Source organism: Paenibacillus sp. OSY-SE, from assembly GCF_000283315.1.
Taxonomy (GTDB): domain Bacteria; phylum Bacillota; class Bacilli; order Paenibacillales; family Paenibacillaceae; genus Paenibacillus_B; species Paenibacillus_B profundus.
This window is the reverse complement of the sequence record NZ_ALKF01000175.1, coordinates 60,907-83,369: the sequence shown is the minus strand read 5'-3', so window position 1 is coordinate 83,369 and position 22,463 is coordinate 60,907. Positions and strand designations below refer to the sequence as shown.

At 43.7% G+C, this 22,463-nt stretch carries 24 protein-coding genes, 2 pseudogenes and 1 riboswitch; of the genes and pseudogenes, 5 read left to right on the top strand and 21 right to left on the bottom strand.

Annotated features, from left to right (window positions below):
- Positions 1–86: 86 nt before the first annotated feature.
- From A372_RS0112215 to A372_RS0112155, 12 genes and pseudogenes are all read right to left on the bottom strand, one after another.
- Entirely contained in the window at positions 87–761 is a 675-nt protein-coding gene (locus A372_RS0112215; RefSeq protein WP_019421136.1) for a phosphatase PAP2 family protein, read from the bottom strand.
- Between the two features lie 52 nt (positions 762–813).
- The gene (locus A372_RS0112210; RefSeq protein WP_019421135.1) at positions 814–1,941 is read right to left on the bottom strand and encodes an FtsW/RodA/SpoVE family cell cycle protein; all 1,128 of its coding nucleotides are present in this window, start codon (positions 1,939–1,941) and stop codon (positions 814–816) included.
- 10 nt (positions 1,942–1,951) lie between these two features.
- Positions 1,952–3,088, bottom strand: a complete 1,137-nt coding sequence (ftsW, locus tag A372_RS0112205) for a putative lipid II flippase FtsW (protein WP_019421134.1) — start codon at positions 3,086–3,088, stop codon at positions 1,952–1,954.
- A gap of 126 nt (positions 3,089–3,214) precedes the next feature.
- Positions 3,215–3,766, bottom strand: a complete 552-nt coding sequence (locus A372_RS0112200; protein ID WP_019421133.1) for a hypothetical protein — start codon at positions 3,764–3,766, stop codon at positions 3,215–3,217.
- A gap of 92 nt (positions 3,767–3,858) precedes the next feature.
- Positions 3,859–5,244, bottom strand: coding sequence for a sensor histidine kinase (locus A372_RS0112195; RefSeq protein WP_019421132.1), 1,386 nt, complete (start codon positions 5,242–5,244; stop codon positions 3,859–3,861).
- A 4-nt stretch (positions 5,245–5,248) separates the two neighbouring features.
- Positions 5,249–5,953 (bottom strand): response regulator transcription factor, encoded by a 705-nt coding sequence (locus A372_RS0112190; protein ID WP_019421131.1) that lies wholly within the window; start codon positions 5,951–5,953, stop codon positions 5,249–5,251.
- Between the two features lie 354 nt (positions 5,954–6,307).
- Positions 6,308–6,482: riboswitch (M-box (ykoK) riboswitch) on the bottom strand.
- Positions 6,483–6,645: 163 nt separating this feature from the next.
- Positions 6,646–8,718 (bottom strand): serine hydrolase domain-containing protein, encoded by a 2,073-nt coding sequence (locus A372_RS0112185; RefSeq protein ID WP_019421130.1) that lies wholly within the window; start codon positions 8,716–8,718, stop codon positions 6,646–6,648.
- Between the two features lie 159 nt (positions 8,719–8,877).
- Positions 8,878–9,687, bottom strand: coding sequence for a GNAT family N-acetyltransferase (locus A372_RS0112180; protein ID WP_019421129.1), 810 nt, complete (start codon positions 9,685–9,687; stop codon positions 8,878–8,880).
- A gap of 125 nt (positions 9,688–9,812) precedes the next feature.
- Entirely contained in the window at positions 9,813–10,079 is a 267-nt protein-coding gene (locus A372_RS0112175; RefSeq protein ID WP_019421128.1) for a CD3324 family protein, read from the bottom strand.
- Positions 10,080–10,405: 326 nt separating this feature from the next.
- Complete coding sequence (locus tag A372_RS0112170) at positions 10,406–10,816, bottom strand: Ger(x)C family spore germination protein (protein ID WP_019421127.1); 411 nt, start codon at positions 10,814–10,816, stop codon at positions 10,406–10,408.
- 64 nt (positions 10,817–10,880) lie between these two features.
- Positions 10,881–11,318 (bottom strand): annotated as a pseudogene (locus tag A372_RS0112165) (spore germination protein); the annotation flags it as partial.
- Between the two features lie 248 nt (positions 11,319–11,566).
- Entirely contained in the window at positions 11,567–11,788 is a 222-nt protein-coding gene (locus A372_RS0112155) for a hypothetical protein (RefSeq protein ID WP_019421124.1), read from the bottom strand.
- Positions 11,789–11,975: 187 nt separating this feature from the next.
- Between A372_RS0112155 and A372_RS0112150 the strand changes: the two genes are divergently transcribed.
- A complete protein-coding gene (locus A372_RS0112150; RefSeq protein ID WP_019421123.1) occupies positions 11,976–13,283 on the top strand; it encodes a helix-turn-helix domain-containing protein in 1,308 nt (435 codons plus the stop codon).
- Positions 13,284–13,505: 222 nt separating this feature from the next.
- Here the strand turns inward: A372_RS0112150 and A372_RS39285 are convergent.
- Positions 13,506–13,975: pseudogene (locus tag A372_RS39285) on the bottom strand (group II intron maturase-specific domain-containing protein); the annotation flags it as partial.
- Between the two features lie 358 nt (positions 13,976–14,333).
- On the opposite strand from A372_RS39285, the gene A372_RS38590 reads away from it, so the two are divergent.
- A complete protein-coding gene (locus tag A372_RS38590) occupies positions 14,334–14,510 on the top strand; it encodes a Spo0E family sporulation regulatory protein-aspartic acid phosphatase (protein WP_083858841.1) in 177 nt (58 codons plus the stop codon).
- A 470-nt stretch (positions 14,511–14,980) separates the two neighbouring features.
- On the opposite strand, the gene A372_RS0112145 is transcribed toward A372_RS38590, so the two are convergent.
- Positions 14,981–15,247 (bottom strand): hypothetical protein, encoded by a 267-nt coding sequence (locus A372_RS0112145; RefSeq protein WP_019421122.1) that lies wholly within the window; start codon positions 15,245–15,247, stop codon positions 14,981–14,983.
- 71 nt (positions 15,248–15,318) lie between these two features.
- Between A372_RS0112145 and A372_RS0112140 the strand changes: the two genes are divergently transcribed.
- Positions 15,319–16,032 carry a hypothetical protein gene (locus A372_RS0112140; protein ID WP_019421121.1) on the top strand — a complete coding sequence of 238 codons (714 nt, stop codon included), beginning with the start codon at positions 15,319–15,321 and terminating at the stop codon, positions 16,030–16,032.
- Between the two features lie 274 nt (positions 16,033–16,306).
- On the opposite strand, the gene A372_RS33815 is transcribed toward A372_RS0112140, so the two are convergent.
- Entirely contained in the window at positions 16,307–17,134 is an 828-nt protein-coding gene (locus tag A372_RS33815; RefSeq protein ID WP_019421120.1) for a metal-dependent hydrolase family protein, read from the bottom strand.
- On the opposite strand from A372_RS33815, the gene A372_RS39065 reads away from it, so the two are divergent.
- Complete coding sequence (locus A372_RS39065) at positions 17,068–17,526, top strand: TetR-like C-terminal domain-containing protein (protein WP_272943468.1); 459 nt, start codon at positions 17,068–17,070, stop codon at positions 17,524–17,526. The two genes, A372_RS33815 and A372_RS39065, sit on opposite strands and share 67 nt — an antisense overlap.
- Before the next feature lie 38 nt (positions 17,527–17,564).
- On the opposite strand, the gene A372_RS0112125 is transcribed toward A372_RS39065, so the two are convergent.
- Together A372_RS0112125 and A372_RS0112120 are read right to left on the bottom strand one after the other, a co-directional pair.
- A complete protein-coding gene (locus tag A372_RS0112125; protein WP_019421118.1) occupies positions 17,565–18,011 on the bottom strand; it encodes a hypothetical protein in 447 nt (148 codons plus the stop codon).
- Positions 18,012–18,035: 24 nt separating this feature from the next.
- The gene (locus A372_RS0112120) at positions 18,036–18,608 is read right to left on the bottom strand and encodes a hypothetical protein (RefSeq protein ID WP_019421117.1); all 573 of its coding nucleotides are present in this window, start codon (positions 18,606–18,608) and stop codon (positions 18,036–18,038) included.
- A gap of 269 nt (positions 18,609–18,877) precedes the next feature.
- Here A372_RS0112120 and A372_RS0112115 point away from each other — a divergent pair, with 269 nt between their 5' ends.
- Positions 18,878–19,411: a ClbS/DfsB family four-helix bundle protein gene (locus A372_RS0112115; RefSeq protein WP_019421116.1), complete on the top strand. Its 534-nt coding sequence runs from the start codon at positions 18,878–18,880 to the stop codon at positions 19,409–19,411.
- A gap of 307 nt (positions 19,412–19,718) precedes the next feature.
- On the opposite strand, the gene A372_RS0112110 is transcribed toward A372_RS0112115, so the two are convergent.
- The 4 genes from A372_RS0112110 to A372_RS0112095 are packed head-to-tail and all read right to left on the bottom strand — an operon-like array spanning position 19,719 to position 22,432.
- Positions 19,719–20,537 carry an SPL family radical SAM protein gene (locus tag A372_RS0112110; RefSeq protein WP_026011032.1) on the bottom strand — a complete coding sequence of 273 codons (819 nt, stop codon included), beginning with the start codon at positions 20,535–20,537 and terminating at the stop codon, positions 19,719–19,721.
- Between the two features lie 24 nt (positions 20,538–20,561).
- Positions 20,562–21,275, bottom strand: coding sequence for a 2OG-Fe(II) oxygenase (locus A372_RS0112105; RefSeq protein ID WP_019421114.1), 714 nt, complete (start codon positions 21,273–21,275; stop codon positions 20,562–20,564).
- Positions 21,268–21,816 carry a methylated-DNA--[protein]-cysteine S-methyltransferase gene (locus tag A372_RS0112100; protein ID WP_019421113.1) on the bottom strand — a complete coding sequence of 183 codons (549 nt, stop codon included), beginning with the start codon at positions 21,814–21,816 and terminating at the stop codon, positions 21,268–21,270. Before A372_RS0112100 ends, A372_RS0112105 begins: the two co-directional genes overlap by 8 nt.
- A complete protein-coding gene (locus A372_RS0112095) occupies positions 21,800–22,432 on the bottom strand; it encodes a bifunctional transcriptional activator/DNA repair enzyme AdaA (RefSeq protein WP_051004489.1) in 633 nt (210 codons plus the stop codon). The genes A372_RS0112100 and A372_RS0112095 overlap by 17 nt, the downstream gene beginning before the upstream one ends.
- Positions 22,433–22,463 lie beyond the last annotated feature (31 nt).

Below are 22,463 nucleotides of genomic sequence, written 5' to 3'. Positions count from 1 at the left end.
ACTATGATGGGAGCATATCAATGAAGGACGGCTTTTGTCTCTTTATTAATGCCGCGTTGTTTTGAATGAAAGCTAGGCGGCGGCATTTAATTATCATATGAAGATAGTCTAGTATGGCGTTGTTCCATATACCATTGGAACACCCATATCATAAGGGCCAACCAGAACCCGCTCGCCATCAATCCGCCGATAATGTCGCTTGGATAGTGCACGCCAAGATACACTCGGCTTACACCGATCATGGCAATCATGACGCAACTAGACACAATCAGCAAAATACGTCCTGGACGCGAAGCGATATGACGCCACAATAGAAATGCAAGCGCCCCATATAACCCGATTGCTCCCATGGCATGGCCGCTAGGGAAGCTGTAACCGGTCTCCTCTATCAAGCGGTGGACGATTGGGCGTTCCCGATGGATAACCATTTTTAATAATTGATTCATTACCGCAGATCCGCCTAACACGGCGATCAAGAAAATCAATTCCATACGGTGCCCGAGCACGAAGTATAAAAAAACCAGTGTTAACACAGCAATTATAATGGCATACTTGGTTGAACCTATGGAAGTGAAGAGTTCCATTACTTTGGTTAGACTCGGAGATTCAAAGCTTTGCACGAATGCGGCAATATTCAGATCAAATGGGTTTAGCGGCTGACGGTTGATTGCAATGGCCAACGCGCCAAAGCCCAACAGAAGCAAAAAACCAAAGAACATCGTATAATGATTCGATCGGGGTTTTCTCTGCTTATATCTCAATTTGTGTCCCTCTTTCGTTTAAAAGATCGCTATAGATAGTAATCAAAAAAACCTATATTTCTAAAATAATTTCGTCTTTATGAATATGGACACTTAAGACCAGTCCAATTGAAATCATATTGGTAAGCAATGAGCTGCCTCCATAACTTATGAAAGGCAAGGAAATACCCGTTAAGGGAACCAATCCGATATGCATCCCTATATTCACAAAAATCTGAAAGACTAACATGCCCAAAAGCCCTAGAACAAGGTAAGAGCCCGCTAACTCCCTACTCTCTTTTACGATGAGAACCAGCCGATAAATTAGCATAAAATACAGCAGCAAGAGTATCGCAGAGCCTAGGAATCCATATTTCTCGCCAATTACGACGTAGATAGAATCCGAATAGGCGTATGGAATAAACCCGCGCCGAAGAAAAAATCCAGTGTCCCCGCTTAATCCGCCTGAACCTATCGCACTCATTGCATTTTTAACATGCCATGACTTATCGGGATCGCTGGTTGGGTCGAGAAAAGTCTGTATTCTCGACATTTGATGAGGCTGCACAAGCTTGGATAACAAATCGTGATCCGCATAGTACAACCAACAAATGGCCCCAATCAAAAGTGCCATCACACTGAAGCACAGCAACATATAAAGGGCACGTATGTTGCCCATCCATAGCATGCTTAGTAATACTCCAACAAAGACCAGCGCAGTGCCTAAATCAGGCTGCTTCATAATAATGATAATGGGAACTAAAAAAACGATGCAAATAGGAAATATGTCTTGAACCAGCCGAAGTTGTTCACCTGCCCGCTTCTGCAGCAGATGAGCGGCTAATAAAACCGTAGCTAGCTTCATCATTTCGGAAGGTTGTAGCTGAAAGCTTCCAATACTCAACCAACGGACCGCTCCGTTAATGTTCTCTCCTGTGAACATGACTAGAACGAGCAGGCCAATTCCGATGCCATACAAGATATAGGACAGCTTTCCAATCAATATGTTGTAATCGAATACCGCCACAAGCAGCATCGGAACGCAAAACACACCGAATAACACTATGTTGTTCATATGAAGACCATTCAAATTGGTACCCGAAGTGGCTTCGTAAATAGCTACAGTGCCAATGGCGATTAGACAAACCATGATGAGTAAAGTCAATATATCTATTTTTTTGAGTTTGCCGATAAAAATCATATAGAAACCTCTATTTCATTTCTTGTGAATTGTTATTTCGTTCTTGCCACCTTCGATTGTTATCCCGGGATATACTCAGTAAAATTCCAGTGCTTGCCATACACAATATTAAAGAGGAGCCACCATAGCTGATAAAAGGAAGCGGAACTCCCGTAATGGGCAGACTCCCGGTTACAGCTCCAAGGTTCAGCAGGAATTGAATGAATATCATCGTTACGATTCCCATTCCCAGCATTACCCCAAATGGGTCATTACTCCTGATCGCCGCAGTAAAGCCTCGCCAAAGAAACAGAAAAAAAACAAATACGAGCAAAGATGTGCCGACAAATCCGAATTCTTCTCCGATAACAGCGAAAATAAAATCCGTGTGCGCTTCTGGCAAATAAAAAAGCTTCTGGACACTTCGTCCAAATCCTGTGCCCGTGAACCCCCCATGCGCTAAAGCATAGAACGATTGAATCAGCTGATACCCGGAGCCAGACTGGTCATCAAACGGATTTAAAAATGAGCTGATTCGTTGGAGCCGGTAACTTTTACTGAACGCAAGATAAATAAAAATCGGTACAAGCCCCAGACTTAGCATGAAAAGATGACGCAAATCAATACCGCCGATCACAATGATCGTGCTTGAAATAAAAAACAAAATTAACACGGTGCCGAAATCCGGTTGCATCATGATAAGCAAGAGGATGAAACCAACCATAACCAATAGGGGCAGCACTCCTTTTTTGAAATCCCGGATCCGTTCTCCTTTTTTGCTAATCAAAGCGGATAAGTATACGATGAGTGATAACTTGGTGAATTCAGCCGGTTGAAAAGTAAAGCCGCCCACAAAAAACCATCTTTTTGCTCCATTGATGTTAACACCGCCAATCAACACCAGTACAAGCAGCAATAACGACATAAGCAGAAGGAATGGCGCAACCTTTTTCCACATTGGAAAGGGAATGCTCATAAAAAAGAGCATGATAACGAGTCCGGCGAAAGCAAATATGCTCTGTCTTAATGCGTAATACCACGGACTTTCATGCTTAAAGGTGACGATGGACGAACTGGCGCTAAAAACCATAGCCAAACCAAAGCAGACCAGTAAAACCGTTAAAAAAAGCAGCAAAAAATCCGGACGGCCTTTTATTTTACCTTTCAAATCGGAAACACCTCCTGAAAAAGCATGGCCGATTGGACTTAATCCTTCATGGAACCCTGCCTTATCATCGGTTTTCGTGGATGATCAAAACAAAAAAGCCCTCCTGTAAGAGAGAGCTTGCGGATATCACCTGTGCAATTGGATAGACAACCCGCTCCCGTCCAGATCAAATTGGCCGCGGTATCCTTTTTTGCCCCATAGTGTCATAGCGTTATCCCTCCACACGTAAACATCCAGCCCTTTTTCTCCTGCCCCCAAGGTCCATCCCAGAATGATGTCGGAGAGTCCGTCCTCGTTAACATCCGCAATCCCTGCGTAATCCAAGCCGTAGCCGTAGCCTTTCGTATCCCAGACGATCTGCCATTCTTCATCCTGCTGCTTCAACAACGCAGCCTTTCGTATCCTTTCGTTATGAGAGCTCTCTTCATATACCACGACAGCCTCATCGATGCCGTCTCCATCCACATCTCCGAATGAAATGCCTTTGCTCCCTTCACCATGGGCCGAGACTAACAACCTAGCTCCGTCAGGCAGTAAAGTTCGAAGGATGTCGCTATGGAGATTCTCTTCAGACAATGGAGACTTAATCAAATCGATGGGGGTAGCAGGCATGCTGCACCCGCCAATCCACAACAACGTAGTCACAATGAGTCCTGTCCACATCTGCTTACCCAACATTCTGTTCCCGGCTCCTCGCTTGTCATTGTTCTATTCTCTATTTTATATGGCTGCAAAAAATAAGAGGTTATGAAAAAGTTAAAGTTCCTTTGTTAGTTGCGTGGAAGATAAATATAAACCTTAGTTCCCTGTCCTGCCTGACTGTCGATCTTTAACTGTCCTTGGTGCAGCTTGACGATTTCATAACATATGGATAATCCCAAGCCGCTCCCGGCAGCACTGGTATTCCCCTTGTAAAACTTTTGCAAGACATGCTCGATGTCCTCCTCCGCAATTCCCGCTCCCGTATCCTCGACGGTAATGACAACCTGTTCCTGAGACGAGTGGGCACGCACTTTAATGATTCCATTAGGGCCAGTAAATTTAAGTGCGTTGTCTAATAGATTAATGAGCACTTGCTTCAACCGATTTTCGTCAGCGTGAATGACGGGCAATGTATCGTCTGCCTGCACCTCCAGCGAAATGCTCTGTCTGGCAGCTCTTGGAGCCAGCTGCTTACCGATATGCCGAAGCAAGTCCGCTAGATGAAGCGGGGTGCGGGATAGCACAATTCGTCCATTGTCCAGCTTAGAGAGATCCAGTAATTCGTCCACCAGCACAGTTAACCTGTCGGTTTCCGACTCAATGATTTCAAGCCCGTCTGCAAGCATAGCCGTACCGTCCTTCGGCTCCGTTTTTAAGGTTACTACCCACCCTTTAATGGACGTTAACGGGGTGCGAATCTCATGGGAGACGGATGAAATAAAATCGTTTTTGAGCTGTTCGTTTCGCCGTATTTTGGCTGCCATCGTATTGAACGTATCCGCGAGCGTTCCCAGCTCGTCCTGGTACCGTTTTTTCGCTCTTGCCGTGAAATCGCCTTCAGCCATTTGTTCGGCTGCCAGCTTTAGCTCCGTAATTGAACCCGTAATTGTCCTGGACAGGAAAATGCCGAGAACGGCAACAATCGCAACGACAATTAGACCGACGGAAATAAATATGGCAGAAATATAGCGGATGGTTGCCATCGTGTCGGTTAGAGAAGTGACAAATCTGACTGCCCCCACTGTCATATCCTTAGCCTGCAGCGGATAAGATACGGCTAATACGGTGTCATGCGCGGATGGCTCACGTCCCTTCCAGATTCCGACGGTTCCGCTGCATGCTTCTTGCACATCTGGATAATCGATCATATTTTTACTGTCTTGAGCTCCCGCAGAGTCCTGAAGAAGCTGCCCGGAAGAACTAATAATCTGCACTTGTGCGGCGGTATTTTGAGAAAATCCGTTTAATAGCCGTTCGGACTGCTTCTCTAATTCTTCCTCGGCAAAATATTGATGAAAAAAAGAAGCGGATATTTCCGCTTGATTCACCAGGATTCGTTCAACATTGTGATAGTAATAATAGTTCACCGACGCAATTAGAAAAATTTCCAAAATACATACTGTAATTAAAATGACGGCAAAATAACTTCCCACTAATCTTTTTTGGATGCCCAAAATTTCATTCTTCCTTTCTCCAACGGTATCCCCGTCCCCAGACGGTTTCGATCAGCCGCGGCTTGGAGCAGTCGTCTTCAATCTTTTCTCTCAGCTTGCGAACGTGAACATCTACGGTCTTAGGATCTCCGACAAAATTTACTCCCCAAATCAGATTCAGAAGGTCGTTTCTGGATAAGGCTTTATCGGGATATTCCAAAAACACCTTAATCATTTGATATTCTTTCGGCGTTAAATCGATTAAACAGTCAGATTTAAATAACTTGTTAGCATCCAGATCAAGCCGGATCGCGCCAGACTCGAGCACCTTGCGTGGAGGTCCCCCCGCATGCTGGGTACGGCGCAGCACCGTTCTGATTCTCGCGATAAGCTCTAACGGATTGAACGGCTTTACGATGTAATCGTCAGCACCAAGTTCAAGCCCCCTGATCTTGTCCAAGTCTTGTCCGCGCGCAGTGAGAAAGACAATCACGATATAGGGATCGATTTCTCTTAGCTTCCTGCAAAACTCAAATCCATCTATATCGGGAAGCATGATGTCCAGAACCACTACATCCGGCCGAGTTGCGGCGAGACTCTGTAAAGCCGTCGCTCCAAGTGCAGACTCAGTGACTGTGAATCCGTTTCTTTCCAAATTAATCGATACAAAACGTCTTATATTGTCATCATCCTCAACGATGAGCACATGGTTGCGGTGTAAAGATTCCATAGCTGCCTCCCCAAAGCCCAATCCAATTCATTGGGCTAATAATGAAATAAACGATCACAAAAAAGCTCTCCCTGGCATCAGGGAGAGCTGACTGTTGTATGTGTTATCTCATTCGCTCATTAGTCAAATACGCATATTTAAATAGCCCTGCCCTACCAGTTAGAGCCGCCGGGAATATACGTAAGGGAAACATTTGAGAGCGAAGAGAACACAGTTCTCCCTTTTTGCATAGTGCTGATGATTATATGATTCACTACTCGGAAGACTGTCCATTCGGAAGTTCCCCCCTTTTCTAAATAAAATGAAAAACCCTCTAGTATGACTAGAGGGTGTAATGAATGCACACAAAAAAACATCCGTTCCCCCAAGCCGAGTTTTGGCACTATACAACGTAAAGAGAATCATTCATCTCTTAGCCACGTTATGAAAAGCCTTAATCCGGCAATCCCTGTTCTACCCATTGGCATCTTTCGATGTTTCCGGGCAGTGGCCTGTATTTGTATAGGAGCCTCACCTAACGAGGACATATTTATTACTTCTGGATCGTATCCCTATCGCTTGCAATTGTCAATAGCCAAGGTGAAAATCATAACGATTTGACCAAGTGAGTAAATCTTTCTCTAGTGGAACTCCCCACTTCCCTTAATAAAAGCGGGTTCAGCGCCGCCGCGCAAACCTGCTGCATGATGAAATTATTTCAGTGAAATTCCGAACTTCGCGCCAGCCTCGCCTGCGAATACAACTGTGCCGCTTTGCGGCAGCACGATCTCGTTCTTGCCGCTGACGACCGTATCGTTCACGCACGCGCCTTTTTGATCGTATACAACGAAGGCGCCGGTTTCCGGCATATCAACCAGGATCGTCTTTCCTGCGGCTGCCGCAGGAATGCTGTACCATTTGGCATATCCATCCGCTTGGACGGTAACAGAAGATTGCTTGCCCGCATAGAGCGGCTTTACAGCCTCTTCGCGAACATACAGGCTGCCGGCTACATCCAAATATTCAATGCCATTTTTCATATAAAAATTGTGTTCCATCGCATCTCTGCTGCCCAAAAACGGGATTTGCAGCTCGCTGACCGCTTTGTCCGCCCCTTTTATCTTTTTGTTCGCCCAATACCCAGAAGCATCTGTAACGGTGGAGACTTGGATGGAAGGCATAGAGATGTAATACCACATCGATGTATATTTTTCGTTGACTGCATAATATTTCTTGCCTTCACGATTCGCCCATACCGCAGCCGCATCTGCCGATAATGGATTGGCTTCAAGCTTCTCGGCAGTATATTGCGACAGCGCCGTCTGTCCAAGGCCCGGCAAGGCGGAATACGTTCTAACCCATAAATAGGTCCGTCCGTTGTCCTCTGTAACAAAGCTGGCCTTTTCGCTTCCATCCGCATTAACGAAAGAGCCATCAGCGGTGTACGTGTATTTCGCAACGGGGTATTCAGGCAGCATAATCATGGACACGGACAGCTCGCCATCAGCGCTGACTTCTATCTTGGCCAATTGGTTGAAAGCACCGTAAATGCCTGCGTTCTTCGCAACTTCCTGCGGCATGTTTGCCTTTACGGGCACGCCATGCGACTTCGCCGGTTTCCGTTCTTTCATAACGCCCTTCTCTTGCAGCGCGCTTAGCAGCATCTCATTCGCCAATAATTGATCGGTCATGCTGTCGCCGCCCGAGGAGAGAACGGCTGCGGCCATGTTATGCTCCGGCAGAACGACCAGCGATGAATGATACAGTATCGTATCGCCGCCTTTCGTGAGCGCCTTAATGCCGTAATCGCTGAATGGGAACATGTTCACACTATCCCAGCCGAGCCCGAACCCGACTGACGAATCGGCATCTTTCGGCCACATGCCTCTTTTGTACTCTTCTTGCTCCATTGCCTTTACCGATTTGTCAGAAAGAATGCCGTCTGCTTGCCCCGTGAAGATCTTTGCAAACGAAACGATATCTTCGGCTGTTGAATAAATGCCGCCCGTTCCGATGACATTTATGGTGTCTCTTGGAAGCTGCCCTTCATAAGTTGGATAATAGAGTCCTGCCATCCTGGCTGGATCTAACTGTTCCAGCGGCGTCTTTGTATTGGTCATGCCTAAAGGCGCTGTAAAATACTTGTGTATAAATGATGTGAAGTCCATGCCGCTTACTCTCTCAACCAGAATCTCAGCTAACGTAAAGCTGTCGTTGCAATACACCGAGAACGCGCCCGGATCTGCCTTTAGGCTTTGAACAGCCAGTTGTTCCAATAATGCATCATGCGCATGGGTGTCGTTATCGTCGAACAACATGGCATTTCCAAGCGTAGCTCCGCCAAGACCGGAGGAATGGTTCAACAACATGCGCGGAGTAATTCGTTTGTAACGATCGTCTTTCATTTTAAAGTCGGATATATAACTTGCTACCGGCGCATCCAAATTCACCTTTCCTTCATCCACCAGCTTCATCACTGCTGCCGCGGCGAACATCTTACTCGTTGATCCTACCCCATACATCGTATCAGCAGTCAGTCCCGTGTTCCCCTCTTTATCGTTCGTGCCAGAATGGCCTGATACGACGATATTGCCGTTATCAATGAGTGCGTACTGCACGCTTGTGATACCGTATGTCTCCGTTAGAAGCGCGGCCTTCTCAGCAGCTATTTTCCGGGTTCGGTCGTAGCCAAGTTCATTGTTGTTGCTTGCCGCCATCGACATCATCGGAGCGAGCATGGATAGCACCAGCGTCACTGCCAGTGTCACTGCCAGTCTTTTTCTCATTTTGTTGCCTCCCAGTATTCATTGTGTTAATCATCTATATTACGAATAATGTGCGCCAATCGTTCAATTACTGACTTATAACAAAAAAAAGCGTGCAACCTTTGCATCTCTTGATACAAGGTTGCACGCTGAAAGCCCAGCATACAAGCGGACTCCATGTCATTGAACTTTCAACATATTTCTATTCTCATACACCGAGATATTGCACACCGCTCTGAATCCGGCTCGCCGATACAGGTTTGCGCCTGCCTCTGACGCTTGCAGCACACATAGCCCGTCATAGCTGTTCTTGATCTCTGATAAAATAGAGTTGAACATGGCGGAGCCCAGCCCTTTTTTCCGCTGCTCTGGCAGCGTCGCTATATCATAAATTCCAACGCTGCTGTTAGAATACATTGCAGATCCTATGCATACTACCTTTTCATTAAGTAACCCAATAAACAATTTCAGATCCGAATGATTGTATAGAGTTGATTCTGAAAGGCAATCATAGTACTTTCTCACGTACATGCCTTCCATACGATTCCCGAATAAAGAGGACAAGGCGGCACCAAATTGTCTTACTTCCATCGGTGAACTGACTTGTCTGACCGAAAAGCCATCCGGCATTTCCGTTGCAGGATGCAAGTCCGATGTATTTGCATACATGCCGGCATTGACTTCGGCGAGAAGCAAGCCATGCTTCACGATTGCTTGCCGGGTGCTATCTCTTATATTGTCCCAGCACCATAAAGACATCGGGAAATTCTTATCCGTAAAATAGTCCACCGTTTCATGAAGCAGACGCTTATCATCTGCGCTATCGTTGAACAAGATACTGATATTGAACGTATCTGCCGGCATGCCGCAATCCACATATAAGAATTCATCCGTTTCTTTGATGGACATTCCTGTGCTTTTACTTGCAACATACGAAACCTTGTATGAAAAGTTGTGTTGAATCATTGCAGCCATTTTTTGATCGTTCATGTGAACCTCCACCACATTTTATTGTTTCCTAAGTTCAGCATATAATAAAATGGCCAAAGTTCTATCCCTTTTATTCTTTACAACTATTCTTAACACACAGGAACAGCCCCAAAAGAAGCTTTTTATTATTCTTTTACATAAACAATTTTCCGTATGCTGTCATATGAAAGGCTGTATTCAATTGCAAGTTGTTGAATGGAACAACCCGCCTTGAATTTTCTCTTTATTTCCTTATTTCTTTCTATTAAATAAAGCCGATATCCTGATGTTTCACCCCATTTTTTGCGGGCAACACGCGGTCTGGGGATGTATAGGATCTCGCCATTGATATGTTTTTGGATTTCCGATATCAATTCTTCCGGCAATACATCATTGGCATTCTTATATTTCATTCCAACTCACTCCTTAACAATATTGACTTAAGGAATGCAAGTCTGCGTTCTAAACAAGGTAGACAGTCAGAATGAATGTCGGCGATCATTTATTTATCTCCATGCAACCATCGCCATTTGTTTATCGTGCAGACGTTGCATGGAGTTCCGTGAAGATAATAGCCGAAGGAAAAAACATGTACTCACCTCCACTTATTCATAATTACTCAATTGTACCATAAATGTAATCTTGGATGATTTCTTCTATCCCATACGATTAGCCGGCAGCGGCATGCCTTCCTTATTCAAACGTGCCTGTGCGTACCAGATTGACCTGAACGCGGGACTCAATCTTTGCCTCGGGAAACAGGGTATGCCATTTTTTTTATAAATAGATCGCGTGTAAGCGTGTCTGCGATTTCTTTGATGCCTTGGTCGCCTAGCTTGCCGTCGAATAAGACAACCCGAACCTGACCGTTAACCAAAGTTCGGGAAAGCTGCCGATTGAGATAAATGTTGGCGCCTTTACTGCTATTAGCCGTGCAAGACACCACTTTGGTCTTCTGCTTAGCTTCCGGTTCCGGATTGATGAGAACAGCCGTGACACGCAATTTATCCTCCTGTTCGGCTTCTTGTGCAGCGTCGTATCCGAGGGCAATGGCAATCCCTAGATTTTCTAGAACGATTGGCTGTACACAGCCATTGAGCACGCATAAGCATAGGATCGCAAGGCACAAGGCGTTCAAGGCGGATTTCATTTTTAGTCCCCCCTTTTATTTTCATTTTTCCACCAGGCTGCAACATACGTCAGTGCGAACAAAATAGAATGTTGCTGGTGAAGCCAGCTTGGCCGATAACGATACCGCCGACGATGCCCATTGTCTGTCCAACCTTAGTCGGCAGCCTCGCTCCCGCCTCGCGCAGCAGTTCCATCGTCACTTCTAATATGAGCGTCTTGAACAATGGCGGAAACGGAACTCTAGACCGGGATTCGATCAACCATACAAGCAAGGAGGAAGGAATTATCTCATAATGGAACGTCAGCGCCGCCACATAAGCTGGGGTCAAAAACACGGAAACAAACAAAGCCACCACCCGCAATCCGCGGAGAAATGTCCCGATACCCCAACCAAAATAGCGGTCTTCGGTCGACAGGAAGAAATCTATGAATTCGCTCGGCCCTATAATCGCCTGCGGACTGCCGTCCGCCAGAATGACGACTTTGCCTTCCATTAGCGAATGGCTGGCGAGATCGATACGCATGAGACGGAGCGGACAACCAGATCGGCACTATCGTGGAATTGCTCAAGCAGCTTTTCCCGTAACGTATCGGCGTAGAGCGTCATCGCTTGACCGCCTCCTTTGGGCTTCGTTATTGTCGCATTGTGCGCTTATATTTCTTTGGTCGCTTTGCATAATCAAACAAATTATTCCCTTTTCTTTTACATATCATGCAAATGATGTTATCGCCTCCATTATCCAAACTGCAGATGATGCAACCAACGCCTTTATCCTTCAAACAGAAAAAAAGAGACAGCCAAAGCCGTCCCCTTCCGGTAAACAATAAACGTCAAAATGAAATACATAGCACCGCAATGACCGCCAAAGGTAAAGGTGCTGCCCATTACTCCGCCAAACACCATGGATAGGAGCACGAGGATGATTATATGTTCCGGCTTGAAAGACATCATGATGCCAATTACGGTTATGACCAACACGATGCCTTGCATGGCAATTTAACTCGTGGATTCGCGCATGCGCATTAATCTTTTGCCGATTAATGCGCTGATTGTTCATCTTTTTTTGATGTTGGCATTTGCACAAAATGGATAAATCGTTAATAATTGATTACATTTCGCAAAAAACATGGTAAAATATAGGTGGTCAATTATTTGCAAGACAAAGGAAGGTGAGTTTGTGAGTACCGTTACTGCGAAGCCTGCAACATTAGGGGAGCTAATACATTATCATCGCAAAAAAAAAGATATCAGTTTAAACAAGCTAAAAGAACTGGTGGGCATTGATAAGGGCAGTCTGTCGAGAATTGAAAACGGAGAAGTCAAACGCCCAGATTTCCAAATGATATTGGCCATCGCTGCTGCTTTAGATATCCCCTCTGAAGACATCGTAGAACTGTACATCGAAATAGGACACAAAGCAAATGTGATGTATTCAATTTTAGTGAAAGTACTTGAATTTTCCATGACGTCTTCGTTAGTTATTAAGATAGCGACTAAATTCCTTGAATCACCTAAAGAGAATAGTGAAGATTTAGTGGAAAAACTGTATCAAACGACAGATTCCCTAAAAGATACCTCAATTAAATTATCTTTGTATAAACTAATCATTGATTACTCGCGAGACCATGGAATTATGTTTTATATCGCGAAAGGATTAATGCAAGAATATCTTATTGAGCGAAATGATTTCAGCAAATTAAACAGTACTTATCAAAAAGGTAGATACATTTTGAAATATGCTCACTGTTTGTCGGTAGACGAGCGTGTTAACTTACATTATAGACTTGGGGTTCATGCTTACAATTTATGTTGCTTTGAAGAAAGTATCGCCTTATGTGAAAAAGTAATTGCCGAAGATGCAACGAAAAGTATTTTGAGCGCTGAAGCACATGGTATCATCTGTGATTCTTATTATTTTTTGGGCAAATATAACTTGTGCGAAGAGTATATGAAAATATATAGTGAATTTACATTTCCGTTTATTAAAGATAACGTAAAAGTAACGACTGCTGTTTTGCATGCAAAAAAAGGAAATGTGGATTTGGCTATAGAGCAACTACAAGAATGTCTGAAAAGTTGTGGGCAGAATTCACTGCTGCACATTATAAATCAGCTTATGCTACTGTATCTCCAAAATGAGAATCTTTCGGCTATTGAAGAACTCATAGACTATGAAGAGAAAATAACTTCTATTCCATATACATCACCTTTTAAGCAATTGGAAGTCGCACATTACTATAAAATAAAAGGGGATTATTATATTTCATCAGGGAAGATGGAAAAAGGAATAGACTGTTTTTTTAAAAGCGCTTTGAGATATTCTAAGGTTAATGCAGTTCAAAAGGAACGTGAGTGCATCAATCGAGTAGTCAGTTTACACATTGCCAGCAATGAAGTAATGAGTATTGGTAATCTTAAAAAGCTCCAAGTGCTTTACAATGAATGTAATGAGCAGGAGGAAAAACATGAACAAACGGTCAATTAATTACTCGTTTTTAGCTGGGATTATTCTTTTGGTTGCTCCAATTGTAGGATCAGAATTTATCACCACATTTGTAAATGATCATATTTGGAAATTATGAAAAGACTAAATAGTCAATTAGGATTCTGTAAAGAATAGAACGGAGATCGAGTAGGAGGGGGCGCCTAGCCCCCGTCCTCTCACACCACCGTACATGCGGGTCCGCATACGGCGGTTCCGACAGGGTTAACAAAGCTCTAGATAACGAGAAAGCAAACTTCTCAGCCCTTTCGCTTCCCAGTAGGAAGTTGGAAGGGCATTATTTGTGTTTCGAGACATTTCCTATGCTCCTCTTCGGGAGTTTCCATCATTAAGGCCGCCCAATCGGGCACTCCGAGCGACCGAGGCTCACGAATACGAGTGCGTATCCGTTTCCACTGTTTCCATAAGCACATGCGAAGCCTTCGGCGAAGCCACTGGTCGAATCTCTCACAGTGCGTTTTCGCCGAATCGATGCGGAAATACCCTATCCAGCCCATCAGGTAGCGATTCAGTTGGGAAATGCGCTCTTCCACCAAAATCGATCGGGTACGGTTCGTCAGTTCCCGGATCTTCTCTTTGAATCGGGAGATCGTCCTGGGCGCTCGCCGAATCGTTGCCTGTTTGTTCGAAAGGAAGCTAAAGCCGAGGAACTTGCAGTTCCAAGGCCGGTCTACCGGCTGACACTACCTCAAATTGGGTTCGTGTACCTTGGCCCGTGCATTTGCCTCCGGTTTCCTTCAGATTCCACCTCGCAATGGACACCTTAGCCCTTGGCTAACGGTAGGCGCTCGCCAGCCCCCGTTTGGGACTTGCACCCTAAAGATGACGCCCATGCTGGGCGTACATGATAAGCGAGAACCAAATGGCTTCTCCCTTATTGATTTACTATAAATGTATTCCAAAATGAAGGTTTCATTTAATTACATAAAAACGATAAATACCCAACCTCTGGTATAATCAAGACAAAGTTATAGTTTATAGAGGCGCGCCGACCATTTAAGCTGTGAAAAAATATGAAAGGGTGTTCCAACAATAGAACCATTTTATTTTTGTTATGTAAAACATGATTATTTAATTGAAAGAATCGAAAGTATCCGACTGCAATTAATAAAAACAGCAAATGAAAAAAATAGCTTTACAGACGACGATGTTGTGAGATTGAGTCAAGAGCTAGATCTTTATCTTTTTGAGTTTCAGAGAAGGAAATAATATCGAAGTACGATTTATAAGAAATCAAGTGAAAATTTTATGAATACATGATCTTTCTATTTTTAACCATATATGGTATAATATCACTAAGGAAGATACTCTTCATATTATCAATAGAAGTAGATAGTGTATCATTACATATTAGTGATTTCCTCTGCATAAAGACATGATGCAAAGTCTGCTTTCATTTTTGAAGGATATCTTTACTTAATTTAAAGGAGGAGATTTGTTTGAGAAGAAATTGATCGCATCATTATTAAGTATAAGTATGACGTTTGCAGTATTCACACCAATGGCTTTTGCCGCATCAGAACCAAAGCACAAGAGGAGTTAAATCAAGAACACACAGAAGCTGTCCAATAACACATGCCATCTTTGTGTGACTGGACAGCGAATACTTGGAAGATATCGAGGAACATATTTACCCAAACTGGCTCAGATGGGCACATTATACCAAGCGGAAGGTGATCTTATGATTTTTCTGTTTTGAAAATTAAATATAATGTATATACTATCAATGTTGCGATCAACAATTCATATACTAGCCTTAAATAATTCAATTCAAAAACCGGTAGATAGTTGTCAATCGTGTGCTCTGCTTCTTGTAGTTCCCACAATGGGACATATTTTTCAGACACAAATTTTCTTTCCTGTCCCCATACAACAGTAACAGGAACATAGACTACCCCAATGAAAGTAACCACGGCCAGATAAATAGCCAAGAACACTTTTTTCATTTCTCTAGCTCCTTAAAATTTATTTTTATTAATACCTAATGTAAGTATTATTAATTAGGAGGCTGCATTGAGTGAAGAAAATTTCATTTATGTCACTAATGTTGTTTTTGCTGTGTTTATTGCTCGTATCTGCTGTATCTGCAAGTCCGTATACACCTGAGCCAGTTGACTCCAAATTGAATCGTCTGCCATTCGATCAGGCAACTCAGCAAACCATTATGAATGACGGTAAAGGTACAATTCTAATTACTGACAAAGAGAAGCTTAAGGAAATTGCAGCCCAAGAAGGCTTGGATACAGTTCCTGACAGAATTGAATATGAATACGTTCAATTTGATTCAAATGATCAGGCGAGTGATCAGTCGCCGTCCCTTTTAGCTGCTAACAATGTCTATTGGCTAACAGCGGAAGATAAGGGAAGTGGTCATTATTCTAGTTCTGACTTATATAAAGAGTTCTATGTGGACGGACCGGATAATTTTACTATTTCTGAATCAGTTAAAAAGTCATCGTATATCGAAGGTCAATTAGGAATTGATATAAAAGTATTAGAGGCTAAAATTGGATTCAAAATTGGAGTTGAGCGTGATGTCAAGTGGGAAAGCAAAACAAATATTGCAGCCAACGAAAAAATCAGATTTAGGTTGTTTACCACGTATCACAAAGTAAATTATTGGGAGTGGTATGGTCCTTTGAATAATAAAGACAAGTCAAAATGCACTGCCGCTGGGACGGTTTACGATCCTAATGGTGTGTTTATTCAAAAAATTATAAGCAAAAAGTAGCATTTTGCAGTGCCTATAGATTCCGACAGGAGACACGGTATTCCTGTCGGAATTATTATTATGCTAAGAGGCGCTCTAATATGATAAAAAACTTTCAACATGAAAAAATAGTTTTAGGCTGCACTTGTTGATTTGGTGCGGTTTTGTAAAATAAGAATTAGACTGAGATATTTCCGCGCTGGATGCAACGGGACACATACTCCATCGTAAAAAATCCTTTAATAAATGTCAACCCGCCATAGCTTTAGCATTTTGGCGGAACATCGCTGTATCGCTATTTCAGTTGCTTGCCGCCTACATATACCATCTCAATATTGCAAGGATTTAATAGCACATGAATATCCTTTGTTGGATCTCCCTCGATAACTAGCAAATCGGCTTTTTTCCCTTGCGCAATAACTCCGGCATCCTCCATTGCCATCGCTTCGGTGGAGACGCGGGTAGCAGCCATAATGGTTTCCATCGGACTCATGCCGATTTCATCCACCAGCAAGCCCAGCTCCATCCCATTTTTACCATGTTCGACAGGCTTGCAGCCCATCAAATCGCTTCCCATTGCAATCTTAACCCCTGCCTGATACGCTTTTGCAATATTCTCCTTATGGACTTCATAATATTGTTGCGCTTTCTTGAGTCCAAATGCAGGTATCCCATAACGGTGCCCTTCAGTGACGATCAAATGTGAGATGGCAAGAGTAGGAACGAGAATAGCATCCTGATTAAGCATCATCTCAATGGCTTCATCATCAAGCAGAGTGCCGTGTTCAATCGTCTTCACCCCAGCTTTGAGCGCATTTTTGATACCTATCGTGCTTTGAGCATGAGAGGCTACGTACGAGCCGAAAGATTGAGCTTCATATACGATTGCTTCCATTTCCTCTATCGTAAACTGGGGCGAACGCGGATCGTCCTTCTCGGACAATACGCCTCCTGATGAGCAAATTTTGATGAAATCAGCACCTTCGCGGAACATTTCGCGGGCTGCTTTACGGCATTCCTGAGCGCCGTCGCAAAGCCTTCCATATGTATTGAATTGTGCGGGCAACATATGCAAATCGCCGTGTCCGCCCGTTTGACTCAGCATTTTATTCCATACAAACACCGGATGCGTCTCCTCTCCTTTCTCATCTCGGCTATAGCCCCGCCTCCACCTTTGTCCGGATGTATGAACATATCGGTAACAACCGTGAAACCTATCAAGTCATGCTGAAAGGGGTACCGGGATTCGGATGGCGTGTCCTTGAAGTCATTAAAATGTCGTGCTATGAGGGAATTTCTGCATTACAGCCGGATACAGAGCAGTATCGAGTATCGAAAGATTTCTTCATTACGTATGCTGCCGGCGCGCATCTGGCTATCATTGTATCCTGGCTTGAAAATGACTTGCCATACACCCCCGCATACATGGCTGAGCAATTGACGAATGTCATGGGACTCGGCCTATACAAAGCTGCGGGAGTGCAGCTTGTGCAGCAGGAACAAGAAACAAACTAATAGTAAAAGGCCGCCCCAAGGGCGGCCAGAGACTAGATTCAGGAGATGACCGTGTAGCTGAATTTCTTTTTGCCGAAGTTGATAGCTGCTTGATGTGTTGCTGCGCTATACTTTCCAAAATAAACATCGATCCATCGATAGGTAAGATTTCCGGCATTATTAAGATCGCCCGTATCTTCAACAATGAATGTATTTAAAGAGTATCCTCCAGGAATCGTAATCCGTTGATTATTATTCAATACAATCATTGCTCCAAATCGATATATAGGTTTATTCCAATTGCTGCTGCCCCACGAAGATGGATGAACAGCAATCCCGCCAATATATGCGCCATTACCACTTGCGAATACAGGACTATTGTCTCCAGAGGCTCCGGTATATGCTGTAAAGTCTTGATTGGTATAAGTGGTATCTGCAAAAGCCGCTGAGGAGGTTGTAAAAGCTAATACAACAGAAATTAACATTGTAAAAAGCGATTTTTTCATAGTCATTCCTCCTTATGTAATCTATTAATTCATGATCTCTCCTGAAGAAGAGTCATAAATGATTTGTTGTAATTTTGTTGAGTTATCAAGACCGACCACTGTAATTGTAGATTGGCCATTTAATACTTGAAGAACAAAATGATAGCCATTAGCCCAATCGATACCAGGCAATAGGTTACGTTCTTGTTTACTCTTTTTTACTAATTGAGGACTATCAATATTGATTTCTTCACTTGAGACGACCATTTCAGGAATATAAGGGCCGACTCCGGGATACACCTTTTCTACAATGCCATCGCGTATGGACACGACTGCCCGTTTATGATCTGGAGTACTGACTTGTAAGTTCCACCTCCTCCTCCTGCCGTCCTGCCCGCTTTTTTTTCCAAGCTCATCATCTACACTTGTCAAATAAAGCGGTACAGCGCCTGAATCCCATTTTTTTGCTTCAAGCATTCCTGCATGTAAGGCTTCCATTACAGTTAATTGTTGTGGATCGAAATGGATAGCTTTGGAATCGGCTATATTCCTTTGAACAACGAAAGCACAAGCAAATATGATGACAATGCCTAACAAAGTGTAGATTTTTTTCTTCATATTTCGAATACCTCTCTACATCTACTTAGTAAACTCTAGTACGTTGCCTATAGACTATTTTAAATCTATCAGATGATAATATATATCAGCAATAGCTAAAAATGACTTATTATGTCATTACATCAAAATAGTTCTTTTATACTATTTATCTTAGAGTACCCCCGCTTGATTTCCTTCACGTGTTTCGGTCAAATCAATATAAATATGACGTACTGTTGTCATGTTATTTATGCCATAATACAATCAATTGAATGATAGGAGCTGAATGTATGGCGACGTATGCTTATGCAAGCAAGACGGATTTGAAAGAAGAGATTCACAAAAGATATTTATTATTAGATGGCGAGTATAACGATATTGATGATAGTCAAAAAGACATCAGACTGCCTGAAGTAGATAGAACACCAGCAGAAATTATTGCTTACCAATTAGGTTGGCTCAATCTTGTTATGAGTTGGGACAAAAACGAAAAAGAGGGGGAAGTGGTGCAGATGCCTTCTCCTGATTATAAATGGAATCAGTTGGGCGAATTGTATCAATCGTTTTACAAAAATTATTCGGATTGCACTCTAACTGAATTGCGTCATTTATTTCGCGATTTAGAAAAGAAATGGTTAGATTGGATTGATAATGTAAGTGACGATGAACTCTATACACAAGGTGTTCATACATGGACCGGTGATAATCCGAACTGGCCAATGATTAGATGGATTCATATTAATTCAGTTGCACCATTTACGTCTTTTAGAGCCAAGATTCGCAAGTGGAAAAAGAACCATGCGAAAGTGAACCTTCTTCCTTGACCTTAGAACCATTCTTTTCTTCCAAAATGATCTCTGCCTATCGACCACAATACCGGCTCTTCTTCCATCCATTTGTCCGCAGTCATGCAACCAGATTATTAATGATGCTGCGTAGCGCTTGTTTTCAAAAGTATACTGCGGACACCAACAGGGCTCCATACCCGATTCGTAGTTTCATGTACCCAAAAAGAATTATTTTCAGTAGATAGCTTCACGGAGGCCGATATTGTATTACGTAATAAATGAAAAACACCATCCTGATAGGATAGTGTTAAAACGCAGCCTGAATAGGGTGATACAATTTTTATTAAGGCGCAAAGCCTTTCTGACTCAAATAGACTTGATCTTTGGAAAACACCTTTAGCAATCTTTCATATACAATACGATATGCGGAAGGATCGTACCATTTTTCCAGACCAATTCCTTCGTACATTGAATATATACCTAGATTCTTGGTTCTTTTTCCTCCGCTGCCGTCTCCCATGAAATAATCATCCACACAGACGCGGCTGACCAGTCTCTTTAATTTTTCCGGAAACTGTTCACTGCTGGGCAACACCGGGGCTATGGTTGCTTGTACCGGCACACCTGCATCTGTCAAAAGCTGCAGCGTCTTTAACCTTGCGCTAATCGGCGGGGCGCCCGGCGTAAAATGTTTACGTATATCTTCTCGGTCTGTTTCAACGGTCATGCTCACTCGCACTCTATCCTTTAATAGAAGTAATAGATCAATATCTCTCCGGACTAATGGACTTCGGGTCTGCACAAATAAAAAATCCGGTGGATCTTGAACCATTACTTCCAACAAGGATCTGGTGACTTTCTCCTTATGCTCAATGGGTTGGTATGGGTCAGTGCTGGATGACATGAAGATAGTCACCTTCCCTTTTTCCTTCGCTCTGCGAAGCTCTTTGCGCAGAATATTGGCCGCTTCCTGCTTGATGTCCACCCAAGTCCCCCATTCCTCCTTACGGAATATCGAAACAGGCATTTGACGCACATAGCAATATGAACAACCAAATGAACAGCCTGTATATGGATTCAGGGAGTGGCTATAATCGGACAGAAACCCTGTTCCTTTATTAAGAAGCGTCTTTGGATATTTGTAACAAAATTCACTCTTCACACCCGAATCCCCCTGCGAATACACTCATTTTGCATTGTGGAAAATGATACCCAGACTGTACCTAATACCCGATGTAATCGTACTGACGCCGTGTCGAAGCGTAGCTCTATAGTACCCGCGCGAGCCGGAAACAGGACGATGATTCGTCGGGAAGATAAGCCCTGCTCCTTGTTCCAGTGTAATAACATGTCCCCTGCTTTGCGCCCTCGGCCTTTGCTCCATCAGCAGGAATTCCCCGCCAGTGTAATCCGTCTCTCTCTGATTCAATGCAAATACGACTTGGAATGGAAAGAAAACTTCTCCATACAAATCCTGATGCAGACAGTTGTATCCGCCTGCTTCATATTTAAGAATCAACGGTGTTGAGCGCAGCTGCTCCTGCTGGCGGCACTGATCAAGAAATTCTGGCAGCTCGGCCGGATAGATGGCGTCACGCCCGAGCTGTTCCAGCCAACGATTAGCCGTTTTGGCGAGTTCAAGGTAGAAGCTTACACGAAGCTGTTGCAACAACCCGGGAAGAGGCTCTCGATAATACTTGTATTCCCCACTTCCGAACCGGTATCTGGCCATATCTATTGTACTTCGAAAATTGGATTCCTCATCATACGTATCTATAATTGCACGACACTGCTCTTTGTCCAATAGAGGTGGAAGTGCAGCATAACCCTTCTCGTCCAGCGAGAGCTGCAGCGAATTCCAGTCCATAGAAGCAATGCGCTCTGCGAGACGATTAGGCATGCAGCGGACTCCCTTCGATGAGCGAGCTTTCACATTCCAGCTGCAGCAGCTGCGTCTTCATTTCCAGACCGCCCCGATAACCGGTCAGCGCGCCGTTTTTACCGATTACCCGATGGCAAGGGACTGTAATTAATACCGGATTGGCGCCAATAGCAGCTCCAACAGCACGTACCGCAGCCGGTTTTTGGATGTGATTCGCAATGTCGGAGTAGGACTGGGTCTGCCCGTACGGAATTTCGCACAGCGCGTTCCATACGGCTAATTGAAACGAAGTGCCGTAAAAATCAAATGTCACTGAAAAGGTCTTGCGCTTCCCTTGGAAATACTCGATTAATTCAGCCGCATACGGTTGTAATTTCTCATCATCCTGCACCATAACGCTGTTCGGAAAACGGCTCTTAACCCAATGGGATAACTCTTCATATGGCTTATTCTGAGAACCTACGTAACAAAGCCCTTTTGATGTTGCAGCGATATGCATGTGCCATTGTTCATGAACAAGCAAAGTCCAATAAATCGCAGCATTATTTTTTGCTTTCATTGTCCAGCACCTCCGTGGTTATTTTGCTACAGTTTAATTTGCGATAGTCTGTAGGCGTATGCCCCGTTCTCTTCTTGAACAAAGTTATAAAATAAGCTGTGTTGGGGATGCCTGCATGGAGGGCAATCTCCGCGATTGCTTTATCCGTAGTGGCAAGATACTCAATGGCCTTCGCAATTCTCGTCCGCTGAATATATTCAACCGGAGTTATTCCCTTGATCCGCTTGAAGGTGCGATGCAAATGATAGGGACTGCCATGACACACATCCGCCAGTGTTTCCAGCGTTAAAGTTTCACTGTAATTCATGTCAATGTATTGCGTGATTTGAGCCACCCAGTCATCATCAGGCAATCGTTGTCCGCTCGGTTTACATCGTTTGCAGGGGCGAAAATGTTCTGACATGGCCTGCTGGGCGCTTTGAAATATACGTACATTTTCAATATTAGGAGGCTTGGATTTGCAAGACGGCCGGCAAAAAATACCCGTGGTCTTTACGGCGTAAAAAAACTTATCATCGTAGGACGCATCGTTTCGCGTTATGGCTTGCCACATTTCATCCGTTATGCGTTCCTCGCCTGTACCTGCAGTATTTGCGATTTGAGCTGCGATGTGCATATACTCATGCTCATGCCCTGTTTGATTCTTC